19 protein-coding genes are annotated in these 22,674 nt (G+C 73.8%); 15 read left to right on the top strand and 4 right to left on the bottom strand.

The window, feature by feature from the left end:
- The first annotated feature begins 57 nt into the window (after positions 1–57).
- Positions 58–1,227, top strand: coding sequence for an esterase-like activity of phytase family protein (locus AC067A_RS28795; RefSeq protein ID WP_479245396.1), 1,170 nt, complete (start codon positions 58–60; stop codon positions 1,225–1,227).
- A gap of 64 nt (positions 1,228–1,291) precedes the next feature.
- Here the strand turns inward: AC067A_RS28795 and puuE are convergent, their stop codons facing one another.
- Positions 1,292–2,203, bottom strand: coding sequence for an allantoinase PuuE (gene puuE / locus AC067A_RS28790; protein WP_479245395.1), 912 nt, complete (start codon positions 2,201–2,203; stop codon positions 1,292–1,294).
- Between the two features lie 286 nt (positions 2,204–2,489).
- Here puuE and AC067A_RS28785 point away from each other — a divergent pair, with 286 nt between their 5' ends.
- The 4 genes from AC067A_RS28785 (at position 2,490) to AC067A_RS28770 (ending at position 8,667) form a co-directional block, all read left to right on the top strand.
- Positions 2,490–3,470 (top strand): LysR family transcriptional regulator, encoded by a 981-nt coding sequence (locus AC067A_RS28785; protein WP_479245394.1) that lies wholly within the window; start codon positions 2,490–2,492, stop codon positions 3,468–3,470.
- Between the two features lie 179 nt (positions 3,471–3,649).
- Positions 3,650–5,251, top strand: coding sequence for a M4 family metallopeptidase (locus AC067A_RS28780; RefSeq protein WP_479245393.1), 1,602 nt, complete (start codon positions 3,650–3,652; stop codon positions 5,249–5,251).
- Between the two features lie 192 nt (positions 5,252–5,443).
- Complete coding sequence (locus AC067A_RS28775) at positions 5,444–6,634, top strand: 4-hydroxybenzoate 3-monooxygenase (protein WP_479245392.1); 1,191 nt, start codon at positions 5,444–5,446, stop codon at positions 6,632–6,634.
- Between the two features lie 206 nt (positions 6,635–6,840).
- Positions 6,841–8,667 (top strand): methyltransferase, encoded by a 1,827-nt coding sequence (locus tag AC067A_RS28770; RefSeq protein ID WP_479245391.1) that lies wholly within the window; start codon positions 6,841–6,843, stop codon positions 8,665–8,667.
- Between the two features lie 106 nt (positions 8,668–8,773).
- Here the strand turns inward: AC067A_RS28770 and AC067A_RS28765 are convergent, their stop codons facing one another.
- Entirely contained in the window at positions 8,774–9,520 is a 747-nt protein-coding gene (locus tag AC067A_RS28765) for an IPT/TIG domain-containing protein (RefSeq protein ID WP_479245390.1), read from the bottom strand.
- Positions 9,521–9,833: 313 nt separating this feature from the next.
- On the opposite strand from AC067A_RS28765, the gene AC067A_RS28760 reads away from it, so the two are divergent.
- Together AC067A_RS28760 and AC067A_RS28755 are read left to right on the top strand one after the other, a co-directional pair.
- Positions 9,834–10,511, top strand: a complete 678-nt coding sequence (locus AC067A_RS28760) for a class I SAM-dependent methyltransferase (RefSeq protein ID WP_479245389.1) — start codon at positions 9,834–9,836, stop codon at positions 10,509–10,511.
- 294 nt (positions 10,512–10,805) lie between these two features.
- Positions 10,806–11,762, top strand: coding sequence for a nucleoside hydrolase (locus AC067A_RS28755; protein WP_479245388.1), 957 nt, complete (start codon positions 10,806–10,808; stop codon positions 11,760–11,762).
- Positions 11,763–11,887: 125 nt separating this feature from the next.
- Here the strand turns inward: AC067A_RS28755 and AC067A_RS28750 are convergent, their stop codons facing one another.
- Positions 11,888–13,483, bottom strand: coding sequence for a hypothetical protein (locus AC067A_RS28750; RefSeq protein ID WP_479245387.1), 1,596 nt, complete (start codon positions 13,481–13,483; stop codon positions 11,888–11,890).
- Between the two features lie 389 nt (positions 13,484–13,872).
- Here AC067A_RS28750 and AC067A_RS28745 point away from each other — a divergent pair, with 389 nt between their 5' ends.
- Entirely contained in the window at positions 13,873–15,063 is a 1,191-nt protein-coding gene (locus AC067A_RS28745; protein WP_479245386.1) for an aminotransferase class V-fold PLP-dependent enzyme, read from the top strand.
- Positions 15,064–15,230: 167 nt separating this feature from the next.
- Positions 15,231–15,533: a hypothetical protein gene (locus AC067A_RS28740; RefSeq protein WP_479245385.1), complete on the top strand. Its 303-nt coding sequence runs from the start codon at positions 15,231–15,233 to the stop codon at positions 15,531–15,533.
- On the opposite strand, the gene AC067A_RS28735 is transcribed toward AC067A_RS28740, so the two are convergent.
- A complete protein-coding gene (locus tag AC067A_RS28735) occupies positions 15,530–16,078 on the bottom strand; it encodes a GNAT family N-acetyltransferase (protein WP_479245384.1) in 549 nt (182 codons plus the stop codon). The genes AC067A_RS28740 and AC067A_RS28735 overlap by 4 nt on opposite strands.
- A gap of 204 nt (positions 16,079–16,282) precedes the next feature.
- Here AC067A_RS28735 and AC067A_RS28730 point away from each other — a divergent pair, with 204 nt between their 5' ends.
- The 6 genes from AC067A_RS28730 to AC067A_RS28705 are packed head-to-tail and all read left to right on the top strand — an operon-like array spanning position 16,283 to position 22,613.
- Positions 16,283–17,539 carry an ATP-grasp domain-containing protein gene (locus tag AC067A_RS28730; protein ID WP_479245383.1) on the top strand — a complete coding sequence of 419 codons (1,257 nt, stop codon included), beginning with the start codon at positions 16,283–16,285 and terminating at the stop codon, positions 17,537–17,539.
- Positions 17,536–18,369: a Rossmann-like domain-containing protein gene (locus AC067A_RS28725; RefSeq protein ID WP_479245382.1), complete on the top strand. Its 834-nt coding sequence runs from the start codon at positions 17,536–17,538 to the stop codon at positions 18,367–18,369. Before AC067A_RS28730 ends, AC067A_RS28725 begins: the two co-directional genes overlap by 4 nt.
- Positions 18,366–19,472 carry a PLP-dependent cysteine synthase family protein gene (locus tag AC067A_RS28720; protein WP_479245381.1) on the top strand — a complete coding sequence of 369 codons (1,107 nt, stop codon included), beginning with the start codon at positions 18,366–18,368 and terminating at the stop codon, positions 19,470–19,472. The genes AC067A_RS28725 and AC067A_RS28720 overlap by 4 nt, the downstream gene beginning before the upstream one ends.
- Positions 19,469–20,527 (top strand): dipeptide epimerase, encoded by a 1,059-nt coding sequence (locus AC067A_RS28715; protein ID WP_479245380.1) that lies wholly within the window; start codon positions 19,469–19,471, stop codon positions 20,525–20,527. Before AC067A_RS28720 ends, AC067A_RS28715 begins: the two co-directional genes overlap by 4 nt.
- A complete protein-coding gene (locus AC067A_RS28710; RefSeq protein ID WP_479245379.1) occupies positions 20,524–21,783 on the top strand; it encodes an MFS transporter in 1,260 nt (419 codons plus the stop codon). Before AC067A_RS28715 ends, AC067A_RS28710 begins: the two co-directional genes overlap by 4 nt.
- On the top strand, positions 21,780–22,613 hold the full coding sequence (locus AC067A_RS28705) for a class I SAM-dependent methyltransferase (protein WP_479245378.1): 834 nt from the start codon (positions 21,780–21,782) through the stop codon (positions 22,611–22,613). Before AC067A_RS28710 ends, AC067A_RS28705 begins: the two co-directional genes overlap by 4 nt.
- The last annotated feature ends 61 nt before the right edge of the window (positions 22,614–22,674 follow it).

Below are 22,674 nucleotides of genomic sequence, written 5' to 3'. Positions count from 1 at the left end.
AGGAGTACCCGGTTGGGTGACTGCGGGGTCGTGCCGGCCACGGGCAAGATCATCGGCATGACTTCATCTCTGGCGCGACGCGCGTGCGCCGTAGCCCTGCTCCTGACCTCGACGCTGGCCCCCGCGGTGGCGGCCGCCGCCCCGACCGACGGAGGCGGCCGCCCGTCGGAGCGGGCCGCGCAGGCACGTCTGCTGGGCGAGAGGATCGTCCCGTACAAGCTCGACTTCCAGGGCACCACCGTCGGCGGCTTCTCCGGCGTCGACCGCAACCGGTGCACCGGCGAGTACGTGTTCATCAGCGACGACCGCTCCTACCTGCAGCCCGCGCGCTTCTACACCGCCAGGCTGGACGTGGACGCCGACGGCGTGCACTCCGTCGACTTCACCGGCACCCACCCGTTCCTCCAGGAGGACGGGTCGGTCTACCCGTCGCCGTCCGCCGCCGACGGCAAGGCGGTCGACCCGGAGGAGATCCGCGTCGACCCGCGCAGCTGCCACTACTGGTGGGCGCAGGAGGGCGACCGGCCCAAGGCGGTGGGCGCCGGTCCGGTGATCCAGCCGTCCGTCCGGTTCGCCGACGCCACCGGCGCCCACCTCGGGCAGCTGCCCCTGCCGTCGAACTACGAGGTCACCATGGAGGAGCGCGGGCCGCGCCGGAACCAGGCGATCGAGGCGATCACCTTCGGCGCCCAGGGCCGGATCGTGACCAGCGCGGTCGAGGGCCCGCTGATCCAGGACGGCCCCGTGCCGGACCTGGAGCACGGCGCGCTCGTCCGCGTCACCCGGCAGACCCGGAGCGGCCGGGTCCTGGGGCAGTTCGCGTACCCCCTCGAGAAGATCTTCGCCGCGTCCGACCCGACCAGCCCCTGGGCCCCGGACACCGGAGTCCCGTCCCTCCTCGCCTTCCCGGACGACCCCGACCGCTACCTCGTGCTCGAACGCACCTGGGTCGCCGGCTCGGGATACAAGATCCGCCTGTACGACGCCACGACCCGCGGCGCGACCGACGTCCAGGCGATGGACTCCCTGGCGAAGCGGCCCGTCGTACCGATGCGCAAGAAGCTCGTCGCGGACTTCCACACCCTCGGCCTCTCCACCGTCGACAACACCGAAGGCATGACGTGGGGCCCGGACCTGCCGACCGGTGAGCGCTCGCTGATCCTGGTCAGCGACGACAACTTCACCGACGAGGCGGTCACCCAGATCGTGGCCCTCGCCGTGCGCTGAGTCGCCGGCATCCCGCTCCACCGCGCCTCCACCGCCTTCCGGCGCGGTGGAGGCGCGGACGCGTTCAGGAGCCGGGCGGGTGCGCGGCGAGCCAGTGCCGGGCGATCTGCTCCCGGGTGGCGACCCAGGCCCCGCCGCGCTGGGCGACGTACGTCAGGAAGCCGTCCAGCGCGCGCACCCGGCCGGGCCGGCCGATGATCCGGCCGTGCATGCCGACGCTCATCATGCGGGCGGCGCCGTCCCCGCCCTCCGCGCGCAGCGTGTCGAAGGTGTCGACGAGGTACGCCAGCATGTCGTCGGCGGTCGTGAACCCGTGGACGATCAGGAACTTGAAGTCGTTCACGTCGAGGCTGTACGGCACCACGAGGTGCGGCCGTCCGGCCGCCTCGACGTAGAACGGCAGATCGTCCGAGTAGTCGTCGGAGTCGTAGAGGAACCCGCCCTGCTCGACGACGAGCCGCCGTGTCGCCGGGCTCGTGCGGCCCGTGTACCAGCCGACGGGCCGGCGTCCGACGAGCCGCTCGATCGTCGCGGCCGTCCGTGCGATGTCGGCACGCTCCACGTCCTCGGGGACGTCGCGGTAGTCGATCCAGCGCCAGCCGTGTCCGGCCACCTCCCAGCCCGCCGCTCCCATCGCGCGCGCCGCGTCCGGATTGCGCTCCAGGGCCTGTCCCACGGCGTACACCGTGAGCGGCACGCCGTGCGCCGCGACCGTGCGGTGAACGCGCCAGAACCCGGCCCGCGAGCCGTAGGCGAACATCGACTCGACGTTCAGGTCCCGACCGCCGGTCACCGGCGGCGCACCGACCACCTCGTGCAGGAACCCCTCCGACGCCGCGTCCCCGTCGAGGACGTTGTGCTCGCCGCCCTCCTCGTAGTTGAGCACGAGACTGACGGCCACCCTCGCCCCACCCGGCCAGTCCGCCCGCGGCGGCTCGGCCCCGTAACCGACGAGGTCGCGCTGGTTCTCCGACACGCGCGGCACGCTACCCCCGGCCACCCCGCCCCCGGCCGCCGCGCCACGCGACCGCGCGGCGACCCACCCGCCTGGCCGCTCCGCCGGAGGACGGCGCGGCGGCGTGATCCGGCGGGCGAGCTGCCGGTGCCGGTGCAAAGGGATGGCATGGGCACGTAGATTTTGCCGTCCCGTGGTTGCCGCCCGGACGGGGTCGTCGGAGGCTTGGTGACCATGCCCCCGGGCAGCTGGTACTGCTGGTCACGGGGGGTGCGCAGGGCCCCTCCGCCCTGAGCGGGGAATGTTCATGCACCTCGAGTTCCGGCACCTCCGTGTCCTGCTCACCGTCGCCGAGGCCGGCAGCATCCGCAAAGCCGCCGCGCGGCTCCAACTCTCGCAGCCGGCCACGAGCGCCCAGCTGAAGAGGATCGAACAGGAGCTGGGGGGACCGCTGTTCACCCGCAGCGCGGAGGGCGTGAAGCCGAACGAGAACGGGCAGTACGTGCTGCGGTGCGCACGTGACCTGGTGGTCGGCTTCGACCGGTTGCGGGAGCACGCGCGGTCGGCCGCGGAGGCGGACCGGGGCACGGTCGCGCCGCTGCGGGCGGGCGGAACCGCCGGCTCCCTGGTGTCGCTGCTGGTGTCGGCGCTCTTCGAGCTCGTGCCGGAGGACCGGCTCACCATCGACGCCCGCCGTTCCGTGCACTCCCTGGCCAAGGCGCTGAGCCTGTCGAAGTGCGACATCGCGGTGTTCGGCGAGCTCCCCGGTTTCCCCCTGCAGGTCGGGGAGTCGGTGGCGACGCGCACGCTGCTGCGCGAGCCCGCCTTCGTCCTGCTCGCGGAGGACCATCCGCTGGCGGACCGGGAGCGGGTCAGCCTGCGTGACCTGAGCGGCGCGGAATGGGTCATGCCGGAGGCCGACGAGAGCGGCGTGCACGCGTACCTCCACCTCACCTGCCAGGCCGCGGGATTCACCCCCCGCATCGCCCACGTGACGCCGGACCTGTCCGTGGCCAGGATCCTGGTCGCCGGCCGGCGTGCCGTCTGCGGCGTCTGGCCGAGCGCCGAGGTCCCGGCCCAGGGCACCGTGCAGCGGCCGCTCGTCGACGTACCGTTCCACCGGCGGTTGCGGCTGGCCTGGAACACGGAGTCGGTGCCGCCCGTGCTCGCCGACGCGGTGGGGGAGCGGCTGTCGGCGGCGTACCTGTCGCTGGTGCGGCAGCGACCGGAGTACCTGGCGTGGTGGGAGGACGGCGGCGAGGAGTTCGCGCTCGGCGCGGACGGCTGACCGCGGGGCGGGCGGCGGGGCCCGCGGGTGCCCCGGCCGCGGCGTGGGTCCCGCACCGTATAACTCCCCGGTTGTATCCCCTCTGGGATCACGTCAGGAGCATGTCACCCGGTGAACACTTCGCGTCAACGTCCGAGGACGTCGTCACCCCCCACGACGAGCGAAGGAAACACCCCGTCATGCCGCGTCCCCTCCTCGCCCTCTCCACGATGGTCGCCGCCGCCGTCATCACCACCGGAGCGGCGGCCGTCCCCGCCTTCTCGCAGCCCGCCCCGGAGCGAAACGGTTCCTCCGCCCGCGACACGGCGATATCCCGCGCCGAGGCGAACGTGGCCCGGCACGCCGACGCGTTCGGGTTCGGCGCGGGCCAGGCGCTGCGCGTCAAGGACCTCGTGATCGACGCCGACGGCACCCAGCACGTCCGCTTCGACCGGACCTACCGCGGACTCCCCGTGGTCGGCGGCGACTTCGTCGTCCACCAGAAGGCCGACGGCTCGCTGAAGGGTTCCACGCACGCCAGGGCCCACAAGGTGGCGCTCGCCTCCGTGACCCCCGCGGTCGACGCGCAGGGGACCGCGGCCGGCGCCCTGAAGCGTTCGAGCGGGCTGGTACGCGACGCCCGGTCCACCCCCGAGCTGATCGTGTGGGCCGCCGACGGCACCGCCCGCCTGGCCTGGCGCACCACCGTGCAGGGCCTGGGCGACAAGGGGCAGCCGCACGGCGAGGTCTTCGTCACCGACGCCACCACCGGCGCCGCCATCGAGAACTACGACGCCGAGCACCAGGCGACCGGGACCGGCCACTCCGAGTACACCGGTGACATCACCCTGGACACCACTCTCCAGGCCAACGGCACCTTCGCCCTGATCGACCCCCTGCGCGGCCACGTCACGAAGGACGCCCGCAACGTCTCGTCCTCGTCCCTGAACAGCTCGTCCGGCACCCTGTTCACCGACGCCGACAACGTCTGGGGCGACGGCCGGAAGTTCTCCACCGACCGCGCCACCGCCGCCGTCGACGCGCACGCCAACACCGCCAGGACGTACGACTACTACAAGAGCACCTTCGGCCGGAACGGCATCAAGAACGACGGCCGCGGCGCCACGGTCTTCGTCCACGTGGGCACCAACTGGGACAACGCCCAGTGGTCGGACTCCTGCTTCTGCATGATGACCGGCGACGGCAACGGCACGGTCGACCCCGAGCAGGTCGACCTCGACACCATGGGCCACGAGATGACCCACGGCGTCACCTCCGCCACCGCCAACCTGCGCTACAGCGGCGAGTCCGGCGGCCTCAACGAGGCCACCAGCGACATCTTCGGCACGATGGTCGAGTGGTACGCCGGCAACGCCATCGACACCCCCGACTACCTCTTCAGCGACCAGTCCACCCCGCCGTGGCTGCGGCGCATGGACAAGCCCTCCCTGGACGGCCGCTCGGCCGACTACTGGTCGAAGTCCGTCGGCCGGCTCGACGTGCACAACTCCTCGGGCGTCGGAAACCACTGGTTCTACCTCGCCAGTGAGGGCAGCGGCACCAAGACGATCAACGGCGTCACCTACAACAGCCCGACGTACAACGGCTCCACCGTCACCGGCATCGGCAACCAGAAGGCCGCAGCCGTCTGGTACCGGGCCCTGACCGTCTACATGACCTCCACCACCGACTACAAGGGCGCCCGCGCCGCGACCCTGAACGCGGCGAAGGACCTCTACGGCGCCACCGGCACCGAGTACGCCGCCGTGGCGGCGGCCTGGGCCGCGGTCAACGTCCTCTGACGCCGCGCTGACGCGCGGAAGCGCCGTCCGATCCGATCACTCCTCGGGCCCCGCCGTGACGGCGGGGCCCGAGCGTCGTCACGACGGGGTCCGAGCCTCGTCACGGCAGTGGAGAGTCCTTTTCCCGTGGAATGTGGCATTCGGGTGATGTCTGGCGAGTGACGTACTTTCCCGTGCCTAAGATCCACTTTTGTGACAGAGAGTCAACACAGCGCATCCGGCCGGGAATCGGCCGACGTCGTCATCCTCGGGGCCGGTCCCGCCGGGCTCGTCCTCGGCAACCTCTTACTCCGGAGCGGGATCGACTGCGTCGTCCTCGAACGCACGGGGCGGGAGCACGTCCTGAACCGGGCCCGGGCCGGGTTCCTCGCCGCCCACACCGTGCGCGTGCTGCGGCGCCACGGCCTGGACGAGGGACTGCGGCGGCGGGGACGAGAGCACGGCGTCTGCGAGTTCCGCACCGAGGACGGGCGCTTCCGGCTGGACTACCGGCGGCTCGGCACCGGCGAACCCCACACGGTCTACCCCCAGCACGAGCTGGTGGCCGACCTGCTGACCGCGTACACCGCCGCCGGCGGACGGATCCGCTTCGACACCGAGGCGGTGGAGGTCGGCGGAGCCGACGGCGACCGCCCCTGGGCGGCGGCACGGGAGCCGGACGGGCGGACCGTTCGGTGGGGGGCGAGGTACGTCGCCGCCTGCGACGGCCGCCACGGCGCCGGGCGCGGTTCCCTGCCGGACGGGGCCGTGCGGCACCGCCGCGACCACGGCGTCTCCTGGCTGGGACTCCTCGCCGAGGCACCGCCCAGCCTCGACGCCGTCGGGTACGCGACCCACCCCCGAGGCTTCGCCGGGCACATGGCCCGGACCGCCGACATCACCCGCTACTACCTCCAGTGCGACCGCGGCACCCCCGCCGGCGACTGGAGCGAGGAGCGGATCTGGGACGAGCTGGAGCTGCGGATGCGCGGCTCGGAGTACGGTCCCCTGCGGCGGGGGCGGATCCTCCAGCGCGGCGTCGTCGACCTGGAGTCGGACGTGCTCGCATCGCTCCGCCACGGCTCCCTCTTCCTGGCCGGTGACGCGGCCGGCCTCATCAGCCCCGCCGCCGCCAAGGGCGCGAACCTCGCCGTCCTGGAGGCCGAACTCCTCGCCGAGGCCCTCGCCGACGACCTCCACCGCGGTGACCCCGGCCCGCTCGACCGCTACTCGGACCGCTGCCTGACGCACATCTGGCGCGCGCAGGAGTTCTCCCACTGGATGATCCGCCTCCTCCACGGCGCACCGCCGTTCCAGGAAGGAATGCGCAGGTCCCGCATGGAGTCGCTGCGGACGTCCCGTGCCCACCAGGACTGGTTCGCCGAACAGTACGTCGGCGTCTGACCTCCGCACCGCCCTTCGGGGCCCCGGCCCACCGGCCGGGCTTGGCCGGAGGGCGGCGTCCGACTTCCGCTTCCCACCTTCCGAGGCTCCGGTCCATCGGCCGGGCCGGCTCCCCGCGTCGGCGTCCGGCCACCGCCCTCGCCTTCACGTCCCGGTCGTCGGCCGGGGCCGCTCCCTTCCGCCCGTTCTCCCGAGGATGCCCGCTGATGATCACCCCTGCCCTCGCCCCCGGTCTCGCGCCCGAAGACGTCCAGCGCCTGCGCGCGACCGCCGAGTTCGTCCGGGACCAGGAGACCTCCGTCCTGCTGTCCCGCGTCCTCCCCGGCCTCGACGGTCCCGAGCTGCGAGCGGTCGCGGACCGGTGCGGTTTCGCCCATGCGGCACTGCTGGTCTTCCCGCCGGACCGGCCGGGGCTGCGGGCCGGACTCGCCGCGTGCGGGCTCCCCGACGAGGCCGGGTCCCGGCCCAGCGTCGTCGTACGCGACCGGCTCGCGGAGCGTCACGGACTCGACGCCGCCGATCTTGACGTAAGGATTCTCCGGCCCGCGGTGCACGGTCCCTCCGGGGAACGCCGCGCGGTCGAGGTGTTCGCCCTCACCGCACCGCCCGCCTCCCCGCTGGCCGCCCTCGCCGTGCACGAACGCGACCACGACCACGAGGCCCACCTGGCCTTCGACGTGGACCGGCCCGATCCCCTGGTGCTGCGCGGGCTCCGAGCGTGCCTCGCCCGGCACGGGGCGGTCGCCGACGGCGGCGGCTACAACCCGCACGAGGACGGGACCGTCTTCTACTTCGCGACACCCCCCGGAACGAAGACCGACTACCGGCGCATGGAGCTGTACGCGAGCGGCGACCACCGCGACCTGCTCGCCGAGCACCTCGCCGAGCGTCCGGCCCCGGCAACCGGTCCGGGAACCGACCCGGCAACCGATCAGGAGGCCGACCCGCACACCGGTCAGGAGACGGGCCCCCGGACCGGCCAGGAGATGGACGCACGGATCGACCAGGAGGCCGACCAGGAATCCCGTGCGGCGGAAACGCTCCTGCGGCTGATGACCGGCGCCTGGACCACCCAGGCACTCGCCACCTGCGTGGCCCTGCGGCTGCCGGAGGCCCTGAGCTCGCACGCGTCCCTGAGTGCGCGGCGGCTGGCGCGCGAGGTCGGGGCACGTCCGGAGGCGCTGGCGACGCTGCTGCGGTACCTCGCGATGGTGGGCGTCGTGACCGAGCACGAGGACGGCTTCCGCCTCACGCGTCTCGGCCGGCTCCTGCGCGAGGACGCCGCCGGTTCGATGCGGCCCCTGGCGGTGATGTACGGCGGCCCGTTCTACCGGTCCTTCGCGCATCTGGACCATGCCGTGCGGACCGGTGAGCCGGGCTTCGAGCACCTCTACGGCGAGAACCACTTCGACCACTTCGCCCATGACCCCGGCCTCGCCGCCACGTTCGACCGCTCCATGGCCGCCGGTTCCCGGATGTTCGACCCGCTGCCCTCCCACCCCGTACTCACCGCGGCCGCGTCCGCCCCCGGGGCCCGCACGGTGATCGACGTCGCCGGCGGCACCGGCGAGCTCCTCGGGCGGGTCCTCGCCGCCCATCCTCCGCTGCGCGGGATCCTCCTGGAACGCCCGCACGTCGTGGCCGCCGCGCGGGACCGGCTCACCTCCGCCGGGGTCGGCGACCGGTGCGCCTACCGGGTCGGCGACTTCGCCGACGTACCGGCCGCCGGCGACGTCTACCTGCTCTCCCGGGTCCTGCACGACTGGGACGACGAGCGGTGCCGCGAGATCCTGCGTCACCTGGCGCGGGCGATGCCCCCGCACGCCGGTCTCCTCGTCGTCGAACGCCTGCTGCCCACCGACGCCACGCCGTCCCTGGCGACCGCCTGGGACCTGCACATGCTGTGCAACACGGGCGGCCGCGAGCGCCGGGCCGACGAGTACGCGCGGCTCTTCGAGGCGGCCGGCCTCACGCTCGTCGGCCACCGCCCCCTCCCGCTCGACGCCCACGTCCTCCACGCGCGGAAACGCTGACGCCACCGCAGGGGCCCGGGCGCCGGGCCCCGGCGGCGGAGCCTCCCGTACGGCGGAGCCTCCCGTACGACGCGCCCAGCACCGCACGGGAGGCCGCGCCGCGTGGTTACGACGACTTGCCGAAGTGGACGACGAACATGCCGTTCTCGAGATACGGCTTGGTGACGTAGAGCTCGTGCTCCCCGGTGCCGGCGTTGCGGGCGACGCCCGCGAAGACCTTCTCGCCGAGGAACGCGGCGTTGGCCATGATGCTCTTGGCGATGACGCCGAGGCAGCCCTCGACGCCCATGTCGCCGGAGATCTCGGCGGAGAAGTCGACGGCGAGGGTCGGTTCCTTGAGGACGAGACAGATGTCGACGGTGGTACGGGAGGGGAGCGAGAGGTCCGCGGGGAAGCGGACCCGCATCACCGAGCCGCCTTCGAAGCCGCCAAGTTCGACGCGAGAGGCCGGAGCGGGCTCGAAGTCGGCGCAGTAGGTGTCCGGTGACACCTCGGTGAGCCGGAAGTCGATGCCCGCCGAGGCGACGGGCGCCCCGTTCCGGAACACCGCCACCTCCGAGAAGGTGAGCAGGGTGTCGCCGAAGCCCACCTTCTCCGTGTGGATGTCCGTTCCGGTCCCGGGCCACATGAGGAGGTCGCCCGAGGTGGCCTTCCCCACCGGTCCGATCCGGACCCTCAGCTCGGTGTCCGTGGATCCCGGTTCGGGACGCGCGCACGCGCCCATTCCGCCGATCACCACGCAGTTGTTCCTGACGTGCGGCGCGAATCCGCGGCCCCTGAGGGTCACCACCGTGCCCTCTCGTCCTTCGGCTGGTTCGACGGAATCGATGGACACGGCCTTACGGGTCAGCATGTGATGCTCCTCCTCGCGCGTTCGCGGTGCGTCGACGTGGGTCGGCGCCGCCGGAGTCCGGGGCGTCGGACGCCGTACCGAGTGAACCGACCCACGGGCGCCGGAACGGGGAACCCGGCTGCCGGTGCACTCGAACGGGGCGGCAGAAACGAAAAGCCACGTCTGTTCGGTCGGTAGCACGGACGGGTGACGATGCGCCGGGGCGCACGCGCCGGTGTTTCCCACAGGCGTGGGCCGGAACTCCCCGGGCGGGCGGGCCGTCCGTGGTACGAACCCCGGGTACGCACGCACTCCAGGACGGAAGGGGCTCGGAATGGGACACGACGGCGGGAAGGGGCGCACGATGTCGGCGGCGGAGTTGTTCGACGGGCTGGGGATCGAGTACGAGAGGGCGTTCGTGCGGCTGCCCGAGCAGGTGGCGGCGGTGGAGTGGCTCGTCGCGAGGCTCGGGGAGGGGGCCAGGGTGCTCGACGTCGGCAGCGGCACCGGGCGGCCGGTCGCCGAACTCCTCGTGCGCGCGGGGTGCGAGGTGACCGGCATCGACGTGTCCGGCGAGATGGTGGAGCTCGCGGGCACGCAGGTGCCCGGAGCACGCTTCGAGCAGTGCGACGTGCGGGCCTTCGAGGCCCCGGAGGCCGGCTTCGACGCGGTGTGCGCGTTCTTCCCGCTGATGATGATGAGCCGGGCGGAGGCGGCCGCCACCCTGAAGCGCATGGCCGGCTGGCTGGCACCGGGCGGTTTCCTCGTCACGGCGACCGTGCCCGCGGACGTGGAGGACGTCGAGATCGTCTGGATGGAGCGCACGGTCAAGGTCTCCAGCTTCTCGCTGGAGGAGTACGTACGCCTCCAGCGGGAGGAGTGCGGGCTCGACGTGCTGCACCACGCCGTCTCCGTCTTCGCCCCGGACGACGACCGCGCCGCCCCCGAGGAACACCTCTTCACCTACGCCCGCCGCCCCGCCCCCGCGGACGAACCGGCCCCGCCGGCCTGACGACCCGGAGCCACGCCCGCCCTCCCGAGCGAGCGGAGGGCGGCGCGCCGGCCGCCCAAGGGACACGACCCCGGCGGCAGTCCACCCTCGGGTGCCGCCGCCGGACACCGGGCGCACCGCCCCCGGCAACCGGCCCACCATCTCCCGGACCGGCGCGGCACCGCACCTGACCGGCGAGCGCCGGCGCGGTCGAGGACGCGTTCCCGCACGGTCGGCGGCCTCGGTCGCCGAGCCGTACGCGGGCGCCGGAGCCGGGTCCTTCGTCCGGAGGGGCGGGTGTGGGACGGTGGAGGCATGCCGGTTCCTGTGATTCTCGACTGCGATCCCGGTCACGACGACGCCTTCAACATCCTGCTCGCCGCGGCGCATCCCGCCGTGGAACTGCTCGCGATCACCACGGTCGCGGGGAACCAGACGCTGGAGAAGACCACGCTGAACGCGCGGCGGGTCTGTTCGGCGGCAGGGATCACGGGTGTGCCGATCGCGCCGGGGCGCGACCGGCCGTTGCACGGACCGGGCCGGGTCGCCGAGAACATCCACGGGGACTCAGGTCTGGACGGGCCCGGCTTCGCGGAGGGCGAGCCGGACGTGCCGCGGGACCCGCGGGACGCCCTCGCCCTCATCCGGGACACCCTGCTCGCGCACCCGGCGCCGGTGACGCTCGTGCCGACCGGGCCGCTGACCAACGTGGCCGCGTTCCTCCTCGCCCATCCCGAGCTCGCCGGGCGGATCGGGCGGATCGTGCTCATGGGGGGCTCGACGGGGTGGGGCAACACCACGCCCGCGGCCGAGTTCAACATCCTGTGCGACCCGGAGGCGGCGGACATCGTCTTCCGCAGCGGTCTGCCGGTGACGATGTTCGGACTCAACGCGACCCACCAGGTACGGGCCACCGCCGAGGTCGTCGCCCGGATCGCCGTGCTCGGCACCCCGCTGAGCGGCCTCTGCGTCGACCTGCTCACCTACTTCGCGTCCACCTACCGCGAGGTGTACGGCTTCGACGCGCCCCCGCTGCACGATCCGCTCACGGTCGCCCACCTGATCGACCCGTCGCTGTTCCGGCTGACCCGGGCGGCGGTGGCGGTCGAACTGAACGGCACGCACACGCGCGGCGCGACGGTGGTGGACCTGCACGGGGTGACGGGCCGGCCCGCCGATGTCGAGGTGGCCATGGAGGTCGACACGGACGGGTTCTGGGACCTGATCGTGGAGGCCGTACGCGCGCTCGGCGGCCCGGCGCGCCCGGACTAGGAGGGCCTTGTCGATCGGGCCCCGCGAGCCCGACATGACCGGCAGGACACCCCCTGGGGGAATCCCCTCCCCGAGTACCCGGAGGGAGCGGCGCTCCGTCCGGGTACGGCGGGAAGGTCCGGGTGCTACGGCTGGGCGCCGAGCCAGCTCAGCTTGTGCCCGTAGAGCACCCGCTGGCAGTAGTCCGTGCCCACCGGGTCGGCGGGGTCACGGGTGGAGGTGCAGTCGGCCGCCGAGCCCGGGCGGTGCTCGGAGAGGGACCACAGGCGGCCCGTGCCGCGTTCGACGTAGAGGTCCTCGGCGCCGCGGGCCGTCTTGACGGCCTGGCCGTCCTGGACCAGCCGGCCGCTGCTCCAGCGGTAGCGCCAGAGGTTGCCGGGCTCGTCCGTGCCCTTCGACTCGTTGACGTACAGGGTGCCGTCGACGGCCGCCGCGCCCTGCGCGCCGCCGTTGGTCAACGGCAGGTAGTTGGCCCAGCCTTCGGCGGTCACGTCGGCCGAGCGCCCCTCCAGGGCGGCCACGGGGAAGGAGGCGATGCGACCGGTGGACGGGTAGCCGCTCTCCGGACGGCAGTACTCGCCCATGAGCAGCCGGTCGGGGGTGGTGCTGCGGTCGAGCGAGATGTACGACGCCTTCGGGGCGCCCGTCGCGACACACGCGTAGGAACCCGCCGGGTTGCTCTGCGTCGCCTTGAACTTCCACGCGGCGACCTGCGGCATGACGTAGCGGTAGCCGAAGCTGTACCAGACGTTGTCGTGGCGGCCGACCTTCGTCCTGTCCTCGACGTTGGCGGTGGTCTTCACGCCGTCGGTGTCCGAACCCATCGCGTCGTGCGTGCTCGGGATGCCGTCGGGGTCCAGGTCCATGATGTAGCGCATGTCGAAGACGCGCAGGCCGTTGCGGGTGTCGGCGACGTACAGGTAGTTGCCGTACCAGACGATCCCGCCGGCGTGGACGCCCTTCTGGATCGGGTACTCGGCGGCGTGCAGCCCGTCGAAGGAGACGTGGTCGGCCGAGTTGACGTAGGTCCAGCCCAGCAGGACGTGCCGGTACTTGATCTCGGGGCTGCCGGTGGCGGGGTTGGTCCGGCTCTGTACGAAGGTGATCCGGACGCCCTTCTGGTTGCAGGCGTCGTTCGCCTCCAGCTCGGCCGTCGTGCAGTCGCCGGCCGCCGGGTTCGGGTCGGTCTCACGGCCCGGGTCCCAGCCGTCGTACGAGGCGAACAGCTGGATGTTCCCCGCCTCGCCCCACAGCTCGTTGTCCTTGGCGTCGGAGACACCGGTGAATCCCTGCGGCACCCACTCGCGCGACGTCGAGTCGTCGCTCTGCAGGCAGTACTTGATGTCGGGGTCCGCGGCGGTGCCGAAGGGGTCGCGGGAGCACCACGGATCCACCGTGCGGTTCGCCCCCGCCAGCAGGTTCTGCACACCCGACTTGGGGAGCACCGAGTCCAGGCGCGTGACCCGGGTGGTGGTCTCGGAGTTCAGCGCGCCCGGCGACATCGTGAAGTCGCCCGGCGAGGCCGCGCCCCCGGGCGAGGTCCAGGCGGTGGCCGCGAGCGGCGAGGGAGCGGCTTCGGCGGCCAGGGGCTCCTGGACCGTGGAGTCCGTCGCGTCCCGCGGCGCGTTCTCGGCCCGGGCCGGGGCCGCGAGGCCGGTCAGCGCCAGCGACGCCGCGGCGGCTGCCGTGACCCACGCGCGACGTATTCGCCTTGAGGGCATGTGCGGTTGCCTCCGTTGCTCATGTGCCGGACAAGTCGAACGGAGGCTTCCAGAACGTCCGAGCGAAACGCAAACGAGATCGTTGTACCGGCAACACAGCTCGCTCCGGCGGTGGTTGATGCCGATTTAGGTGTATCGCGCGGCGGGAGGGAGGGTGCCGTCGGGCGCCGAGGAGGTGGCGCGGGGCCCTTCGGCGTGACGCCCGGCGCAAGACCTGCCATCGATCCGCACAGGATCCACACGGTGGCCGCCCGGAGCGCTCGGGCGTACCGCCGGGCGCGAGGGTCATTCCGCCACGACCGCCAGGGTGGTTTCGGCCGTGGGCGGCGAGGGCGCGGTGGCCGGGACAGGGGGTCGCCGACGGTGCGCGCGGCGGTATCTTCCAGGGCATGGCCAGTGAAGACGAACAGGGTGACGAGTCGCTCGACGGCACGGGTGGGCCGGCGCCGGCAGGGGCGTTCCCCGGGGGCGGCGAGCTCTTCCGGCTGGACGCGCGGGTGGCCCACCTCAACCACGGGTCCTTCGGAGCGGTCCCGGTCCCGGTCGCCCGGGTCCAGCGGCGGATCGCGGCCGAGGCGGCCGGCGATCCGGACGCGTTCTTCCTGGGTGTCGGGGACCGCCTGGCGGCCGCCCGCGGCCGGATCGCCGACCGGCTCGGCGCCGATCCGGAGGGGATCGCGCTCGTCACGAACGCGACGGAGGCCGCGCATCTGGCCCTCGACGCGCTCGGGCTGACGCCCGACGACGAGGTCCTGGTCACCGATCACGGCTACGGCACGGTGGTCGACGCCGTGGCCCGCAGGGCCCGGCTCGTCACCGTCCCCCTCGACCCGAGGCTGCCGGACGAGGACGCGGTGCGCGAGGCGGTGCTCGGCGCGGTGACGTCCCGTACCCGGGTCGCGGTGCTCGACCAGATCACCTCGCCCACCGCGCGGATCGTCGCCGGGCCGCGGCTCCTCGCGGACCTCGCCGAACGCGGGGTGACCACCGTCGTGGACGGCGCCCACGCGCCCGGCATGCTCGCCGATCCGCTGGAGGGCGGGCCGGACCTGTGGTTCGGCAACCTGCACAAGTGGGGGTTCGCGCCGCCCGGATCCGCCGTCCTGGCGGTCGCGCCCGCCCTGCGGGACCGGGTGCCCGCGCCGGTGCCGTCCTGGGAGGACCACCGCGGGTTCCCGCGTGCCGTGGAGTACCGGGCCACCGCCGACTACACGGGCCTGCTCGCCGCTCCCGAGGGCCTCGACCTGATCGCCGCACTCGGTGCCGAGCGGGTACGGGCCCACAACAGCGCCCTCGCGGCCCACGGCGCCGAACTGCTGGCCGGACTGCCGGGCGTGACGCCGCTGCCGGCCGACGACCGGCTCGCCCTGCGGGCCCTGCGCCTGCCCTCCCGGTTCGCCCGGACCAAACCCGAGGCCGAGGCCCTCCGTGAGGAGATCATGGCCCGGCTCGGCTGCCGGGTCCTCATCTGGCCGTGGCCGGGTGGCGGCGGCATCCGCGTCTGCGGCCAGATCTACAACCACCCCGCGGAGTACGAGCGCCTTGCCCGGGGCCTGAGGTCCCTGCTGGACGGCGCCTGACGACGGGCACGCCCCCTGGGGTTCCGCGGAAGGGCCGGCGGCGGGGTCCGTCGTCGGCCCCGTCCGACGAGGAGGATCGGGTCCGACGACGTGAGCCGGGCCGGACGGTGCCGTGGCTGCGACCACCGTGCGGCCCGGAGCGCGGGGCGGGTTCAGGCGGCCCGTCCGTGCTCGCAGGCGTCCTCGACGCCGTACGTCTCCCAGGCCGGGAAGTCGTCGTCGGCGGGGACGGCCTCCCCGGGCGCCGGCAGGCAGGCCTCCAGCGCGGCGCGCAGCGCGTCGGTGCGAGGTCCGGTGCCGATGAAGACGAGCTCCTGCCCCTGCGTGGTGTCCGGGCCGAGGGCACCGGACGGTTCGAGGAGGGCGACGGCGCCGGACGGTTCGAGGAGGGCGACGGCGCCGTCGACGGTGATCGGCGCCAGGCGGGGCGGGAGAAGCAGAGCCAGGCGGGACTTTCCGGACGGGCTTAGGGCAGGGGGATCTCGAAGTGGACGGTGCCGACGCCCGGGCCGTGTTCCCCGGTCGTGCGGGCGTCGAAGACCTCCTTGGCCATGCTCCGCCAGAAGGACTCCGCGCCCTCGACGTCGACGTTGGTGTGGAGGTAGACGCTGTCGTAGCCGGGGGTCGCGGCGACGAAGGCGCAGGCCCGGTCCACGAGGGTGCGTGCCAGGCCCCGGCGTCGGTGCTCGGGGTCCACGTAGACCCGGACGAGCTGTGCGGTGGTGCCCGAGGGGTAGCGCTCGGCGAGCCACCGGGGGTGCGGCGGGTGGGCCGGTCCCGTGGAGCGGACGCCGGTGGTGGCGACCACCTGGTCGCCGTGGGTCGCGACGAGCAGCAGGTGGCGCGGGTCGCCCAGGTAGGTGCTCTCGATCTCGACGACGTCGCGGTGCCATTCGGGCACGTAACCGTAGCCGAAGTCCCGGTAGACGGTGTCGAGCATGAGTCGGCGGGCGCCCTCCAGGTCGGCGGGCCCGGCGGGGCGCACGGTGTAGGGCGGGTGGGGGGCGTGGTTCATCCGAACCTCCTGGGCGGGTGGGGGCGGGCCCCCGGGCGGGCGTACGGCGGCAGGCGGGCGTCTCGCACGCGGGAAAACCGGCCTTCCTGGATGACAATGAAAACGATTATCGATAAGGTCCCCTTCGGTCAAGCGAACGCGCCCTGCCCGGCGCTGCCCGCATGACCGCTTCGCACCTCAACCACGCTGTGAAAAGGGGAAGTCGTGGCTCATCTGTTGATGGTCGAGAGCTGGGTCGGGTCCATGAGCAGGCTCCTGCCGAGAGCCATGCGCGAGGCGGGCCACGGGTTCACCTTCCTGACCCGCGACCTGCACCACTACCTGCGCTCCGCGCCCGAGGGCACCGCCCACCCGCTCCTCGCGGCCCGCCACGTGCTCACCGCGGAGACCAACGACACCGACGCCCTGCTCGCGTTCGCCGAGCGGGCCCACGGACTCCTGCGCTTCGACGGCGTCGTCACCTCCTGCGACTACTACCTCCCGGCGGCCGCGCGGATCGCCGCACGGCTCGGACTGCCCGGCCCCACGCCCGAGGCCGTAGGGAACGCCTGCCGCAAGGACGCCACCCGCCGGGTCCTCGCCGAAGCCGGCCTCCCGGGACCGCGGTTCGCGGTCTGCGCGGACTGGGCCGAGGCGGCCGCCGCGGCACGCGACATCGGCTACCCGCTGGTCCTCAAGCCCGTGGACCTGTGCGCCGGCATGTTCGTGCGCCGCGCCGACGACGAGACCGCCCTCGCCGAGGCCCACCGCGCGCTCGCCGCCTTCCCCGTCAACGCCCGCGGACAGCGCCGCGACCCCGTGGTACTGCTCGAAGAACTCCTCGAAGGCCCCGAGGTGAGCGTCGAGACCGTGTCGTACGACGGAACGGCGCACGTCGTCGGCGTCACCGACAAGAGCGTCGGCGGCGCCCCCGCGTTCATCGAGACCGGCCACATGTTCCCCGCCGCCCTGGACCCGGCGGACGCCGAAGCGGCCGCGGAGACCGCGCGCCGGGCGCTGAAGGCACTGGGCCTCGACGGGGTCGTCGCCCACACCGAGATCAAGCTCACGGCCGACGGCCCCCGCCTCGTCGAGGTCAACCCCCGCCCCGCCGGCAACCGCATCACCGAACTCGTCCGCCACGTCACCGGCATCGACCTCGCCGCCGCCTGCGTGGACGTCGCCCTCGGCCGCGAACCGGACCTCCGCCGCCGGGCCACCGGACTCACCAGCGCCGCGATCGGCTTCCTCGTACCCGACCGGGACGGCGTCCTGGAGGGCGTCGACGGCGCCGACGCGGTCCGCGCCGCGGGCGACCTGCTGGAACTCCGGCTCGCCGACCCCGGAAAGACCGTCAGGACGGCCGGCAGCAACAACGAGTACCTCGGCCACGTCATGGCCGGTGACGCGCGGGGCCCCGCCGCCCGCGACCGCGTCGCCACCCTCGTCGCCCAGCTCCGCCCCCGGGTGGTGACCCGATGACCGCGCTCACCGAACCGCCCTCCGCCGCCGCCTCGTACGACGACCTCGTCGCGCGCGTCCTGGCCGGCGACTACGGTCCCGACCCGCGCACCCGGCGGATCTCGGTGGCCTTCACCACCCGGCAGGCCGTACGGCACGAAGGGCGCGCCTCCGGCTACCGCAACGAGGTGCTGAGCCTGCGCCTCGCGGAGGCGGTGGGATCCTGCGCCGTCGAACCGGGCGAGCTGCCCGACGGCGCCGTCGAGGAGTGCGTCGGCGCCGACGTCGCCCGCCTCCTGGAACACGAGCTGACGCCGGTCCGGGTCGCCGCCCTCGACGCGTACCTCATGCACGCCCTGCCGCACGGCCCCCGCAACGGCGGGCACCCCTGCCCGCTGCCCGCCGGCACGTCACTGGAGAAGTCCCGCGCCCGCGCCGAGGCCGTGGTGGACCTCGTCGGGGCCGCACCCGGGCAGACCGTGCTCGTCGTCGGCGTGGTCAACTCCCTCCTGGAGGCCCTGCGGTCGCGCGGTCTCGGCTACGTCCCCTGCGACCTCAAGGGCGGCACGACCGAATGGGGCGAGCCGGTCCGCACCGACGCCCTGGCGGAGCTGGAGCACTGCGACGCCGTCCTCGCCTCCGGCATGACCCTCGGCAACGGCAGCTTCGAGCCGCTGCGCCGGCACGCGCGGCGCCACGGCGTCCCCCTGGTGATGTTCGCCCAGACCGGCAGCGCGGTCCTGCCGCGCCTGATCGGCTCGGGCGTCACCGCGGTGTGCGCGGAACCGTACCCCTTCTTCTGGCTGGACGGCGGCCAGGGAACCGTCCACCGCTACGGAGGCACCCTGTGACCACGGCCGTCCTCGGCTCCGCGCGCACCGCGGGAAACCGGGAGCTCCTCGCCCTGCTCGGCCGCACACCACTCGCCCGCGTCACCGCCGACCTGCCCTGCCCCCAGCCCGGCTTCTGGGCCAAACTCGAAGGGCTCGGCGTCGGCGGAATGAAGGCGCGCGCCGCCGTCTCCATGCTGCTGGGGGCCGAGGAGCGCGGCGAACTGCAGCCGGGCGCACCCGTGGTGGAGTCCACCTCGGGGACGCTCGGCATCGGACTGGCCTTCGCCGGACAGGCCCTCGGCCACCCGGTCGTGCTCGTCGGCGACATCGAGCTGGAGCCCTCGATGCGGCAGCTGCTGCGCGCGTACGGCGCCCGCCTGGAACTCGTCGACCGCCCGGCGGCCGAAGGCGGCTGGCAGGCCGCCCGGCTCGCCCGACTGCGCGAACTGCTCGGGCGGCTTCCCGGCGCGTACTGGCCCGACCAGTACAACAACCCCGACAACACCGCGGGTTACGCCTCCCTCGCGGCCGAACTCGCCACCCAGCTCGACCACCTCGACGTGCTGGTGTGCAGCGTCGGCACCGGCGGCCACAGCGGCGGGATCATCGGACCGCTGCGCCGCCACTGGCCCGCCCTGCGGCTCATCGGCGTGGACGCCACCGGTTCCACCATCTTCGGCCAGCCCGCCAGGCCCCGCCTCATGCGCGGCCTCGGCAGCAGCATCCATCCCCGCAACGTCGCCTACGACGCCTTCGACGAGGTCCACTGGGTCGGCCCCGCCGAGGCCGCCGACGCGTGCCGCCGACTGGCCCGCTCCGCCTTCGTCAGCGGCGGCTGGAGCACCGGCGCCGTCGCCCTCGTCGCCGCCTGGGCCGCCCGCGTCCACCCCGGAGCCGTCGTCGCCACCGTCTTCCCCGACGGCCCCCAGCGCTACCTCGGCAGCGTCTTCGACGACGACTTCACCACCGCCCACGGCGTCGACCCGGCCACCGCCGCCACCCGACCCGTCGAGATCCCGCACCCCCGGGCCGTGGAGGCCACCGGCTGGGCCCGCTGCGGCACCGTCACCGATCCGCTCGTCCACCGGCCGAGCACCACGATCCCGGAAGAGACCCCGTGAAGTCCCGACAGCGCACCGTACGACTCGAACTCGCCGAGCCGCTGCGCATCTCCCGCTCCACGATGGCCGCCCGCGAGGCCGTCTGGCTGACCGTCGAGCACGACGGGCGGCGCGGCCACGGGGAGGCCGTCACCAGCGTGTACTACGGACTCGACGCCGGCACCCTGGAACGGCTGCTCCACGCCGCGTCACAGTGGCTGAACGGCTTCCGCGACCCGGAGACCGCCCTGGAGGCCGTACGGACCGGCACCCGGCCGCCCGCCCCGCCGGCCGTCACCGCCGCCGTCGAGTCCGCGCTGCTCGACCTCGTCGGCAAGCGCGCGGACGCCCCGGTCCACCGGCTCCTGGACCCCCGGTCGGACCCGCCCCGCGCCACCACCGCCCGCACCCTCGGCATCAGCCCGCCGGAGCGGGCCGCGGCCCGGGCGGCCCGCCTCGTACGCGACGGATTCACCGTCCTCAAGGTCAAGGCCGGCGCCCCCGACCCGGGCGACGACCTCGCCCGCGTCCGGGCCGTCCGCACCGCGGCGCCCCACGCCCGGCTGCTCCTCGACCCGAACGGGGCGTGGACCGTCCAGGAGGCCGAGCGGCTGCTCCCGCACTTCGCGGAGCTGGGCGTCGAGGCCGTCGAGCAGCCCCTGGCCCCCGGCGACCCCGAGGCCCTCGCGAAGCTCGCGGAGCGCTCCCCGCTCCCCGTCATCGCCGACGAGGACGCCGTCGACCTCGAGGACGCCCGCCGACTCGCCGGACGCGTCCAGGGGATCAACGTCAAGCTGGCCAAGTGCGGCGGCGTCAGTGCCGCCCTCCGCATCGCCGAACTGGTCGCCGGCACCGGCACCGGGCTGATGCTCGGCTGCCTCACGGCCAGCACCCTCGGCATCGCCCCCGCCGTCCACCTGGCCGACCGCGCCCGCTGGGTCGACCTCGACGGCCACCTGCTGCTCGCCGACGACCCCTGGGCGGGCATCGGCGGCACCGACGGCACCGTGCGGGCGAGCCGGCACCCCGGTCTCGGCGTACGCGAGCGCGCCGCCGCCGGGGAGGTCCGGACGTGAGGGCATGGCACGAGATACGCGGCTTCCCGATAGCCGTCCGGCTGCTGCTCCTCAACCAGCTCGGCGTCAACACCGGCTTCTACCTGCTCGTCCCGTACCTCGCCCTGCACCTGACCGACGACCTCGGGATGTCGGCCGCCGTCGTCGGCATCGTGCTCGGCGTGCGCAACCTCAGCCAGCATGGCCTGTTCCTCATCGGCGGCACCGCGTCGGACCGGCTGGGAGCGCGCGGCGTCATCATCGCCGGATGCGCCCTGCGCACCGTCGGCTTCGGACTGTTCGCCCTCGGCGACGGACTGCCCGTGCTCCTCGCCGCGTCCGTGCTCAGCGGCCTGGCCGGCGCCCTCTTCAACCCGGCCGTGCGGGCCTACCTCGCCCTGGAGGCGGGAGAGCGCAAGGCCGAGGCGTTCGCCCTGTTCAACGTCTTCGCCACCACCGGCGCCCTGATCGGACCCCTGCTCGGCAGCGCCCTGCTGCTCGTCGACTTCCGCGCCTCCGCGCTCACCGCGGCCGGGATCTTCGCGGTGCTCACCGCCGCCCAGGCCCTGGTGCTGCCGCCCCGCCGGGTCGTCCCGACCGGCAACAGCGTGATGGGCGACTGGCGCGAGGTGCTCGGCGACCGCGGGTTCCTCGGCTTCGCCCTGGCCATGGTCGGCATGTTCGCCCTGGAGAACCAGCTGTACCTGCTGCTGCCCGACGCGGCCCGCCGCGCCACCGGGTGGGACGGCGCCGCGAGCCTCGTCTTCCTCGTCGGCACCCTCGCCCATCTCGGGCTCCAGCTGCGCCTCACCGCGACCCTCGAGGAGCGCGGAAGCAGAGCGCGTTGGATCGGCGCCGGGCTCGTGCTGATGGGACTGTCCTTCCTCCCGCCGGCGGCCGTCCCGGGACACGACGGCACCCCCGACGGCCTCGTCGACGCGACGGTGCGCGTGCTGCCCGTCCTGGTCGGCGTCCTGCTGCTGAACCTGGGCGTGATGCTGGCCCAGCCCTTCGTGATGGAACTGATCCCCGCCTTCGGCCGGACGGAACTCACCGGCACCTACTTCGGCCTGTTCTACGTCCTCTCCGGCATCGCCGCCGCCGCCGGCAACGCGCTCGTCGGCTGGGCCATGGACGCCGGCGACCGCACGGACGCCTCCTGGCTGCCCTGGGCCTGCTGCGTCGCCTTCGGCCTCGCCTCCGCCGCCGGCGTCGCCCTGCTGCACCGCCGCCGCGTCCTGCCCGCCCGCCCCACCGCCGCACCGGCCACCGCATGAGGAGCACGCCGCTCGTGACCGTCACCACCGCGAACCTGCTCACCGACAACCCGGCCCTCTACGAGGCCCGCTTCCCCGACCCCGAACGCCTCGCCGGACGCTGGACCGAGGACTGTCTCCGCCGGTACGGGGCGCCCGGTTCCCGCGTCCTGGACATCGGCTGCGGCACAGGCCGGGACGCCGCGCACCTTCACCGGGCCGGCCGCACCGTCACCGGCGCCGACCTGTCCGAGGCGATGCTCGCGCACGCCCGCGTCCGGCATCCCGGCCCCGCGTACGTCCGGGCGGACCTGCACGGCTTCGACCTGGGGGAGCGCGGCTTCGACGCGGTGGTCTGCCTGGACAGCGCCCTCCTCTACTGCCACACGAACGACCAGCTCGACGGCTTCCTGGCCTCCTGCCGCCGTTCCCTCGCCCCGGACGGCCTGCTCGTCGCCGAGATGCGCAACGGCGCCTTCTTCCTGGGCCGCACGGACCTCCTCACCGCCCCGGCCGCCGCCGGATTCACCTGGCAGGGCACCGCCTACCGCTCCACCACCACCCTGTCCGTGGACAGGGCGGCCCAGCTGCTGCGCCGCACGCGGGTGTGGACCGCGGACGACGGCTCCCCGCCGGTCGAGCAGCGGTCCGCGTGGCGCCTGCTCTTCCCCCAGGAGCTCCGCCACGTCCTCGCGGCCCACGGCTTCGAGGTGCTCGCCCTGTACGACGGCCCGGGCCCGCGCACCGACCCACGGTGGCAGGAGGGCGACCTCCCCGCGCCGACGGCCGACGGCGACCGGCTGCATCTGGTCGCCCGCCGCGTCGCCGCTCCCGCCCCTGAAAGCCCCTGAACGCTCCTGCACGCCCCCTGAGGCCCCCATACCGACCGTTCGCACCACAGCGAGGAACACC

This window comes from Streptomyces sp. NPDC043176, from assembly GCF_056436715.1.
This window is presented reverse-complemented; position numbering and strand designations above follow the sequence as displayed.

What these genes read in the sequence shown, in the direction of transcription:
- AC067A_RS28785 (WP_479245394.1), top strand. Translation starts at nt 2,490, where the DNA reads ATGCACCTCGAGTTCCGGCACCTCCGTGTCCTGCTCACCGTCGCCGAG.
- AC067A_RS28760 (WP_479245389.1), top strand. Translation starts at nt 9,834, where the DNA reads ATGGGACACGACGGCGGGAAGGGGCGCACGATGTCGGCGGCGGAGTTG.
- AC067A_RS28745 (WP_479245386.1), top strand. Translation starts at nt 13,873, where the DNA reads ATGGCCAGTGAAGACGAACAGGGTGACGAGTCGCTCGACGGCACGGGT.
- AC067A_RS28735 (WP_479245384.1), bottom strand. Translation starts at nt 16,078, where the DNA reads ATGAACCACGCCCCCCACCCGCCCTACACCGTGCGCCCCGCCGGGCCC.
- AC067A_RS28705 (WP_479245378.1), top strand. Translation starts at nt 21,780, where the DNA reads ATGAGGAGCACGCCGCTCGTGACCGTCACCACCGCGAACCTGCTCACC.
- AC067A_RS28725 (WP_479245382.1), top strand. Translation starts at nt 17,536, where the DNA reads ATGACCGCGCTCACCGAACCGCCCTCCGCCGCCGCCTCGTACGACGAC.
- AC067A_RS28770 (WP_479245391.1), top strand. Translation starts at nt 6,841, where the DNA reads ATGATCACCCCTGCCCTCGCCCCCGGTCTCGCGCCCGAAGACGTCCAG.
- AC067A_RS28750 (WP_479245387.1), bottom strand. Translation starts at nt 13,483, where the DNA reads ATGCCCTCAAGGCGAATACGTCGCGCGTGGGTCACGGCAGCCGCCGCG.
- AC067A_RS28780 (WP_479245393.1), top strand. Translation starts at nt 3,650, where the DNA reads ATGCCGCGTCCCCTCCTCGCCCTCTCCACGATGGTCGCCGCCGCCGTC.
- AC067A_RS28755 (WP_479245388.1), top strand. Translation starts at nt 10,806, where the DNA reads ATGCCGGTTCCTGTGATTCTCGACTGCGATCCCGGTCACGACGACGCC.
- AC067A_RS28765 (WP_479245390.1), bottom strand. Translation starts at nt 9,520, where the DNA reads ATGCTGACCCGTAAGGCCGTGTCCATCGATTCCGTCGAACCAGCCGAA.
- AC067A_RS28795 (WP_479245396.1), top strand. Translation starts at nt 58, where the DNA reads ATGACTTCATCTCTGGCGCGACGCGCGTGCGCCGTAGCCCTGCTCCTG.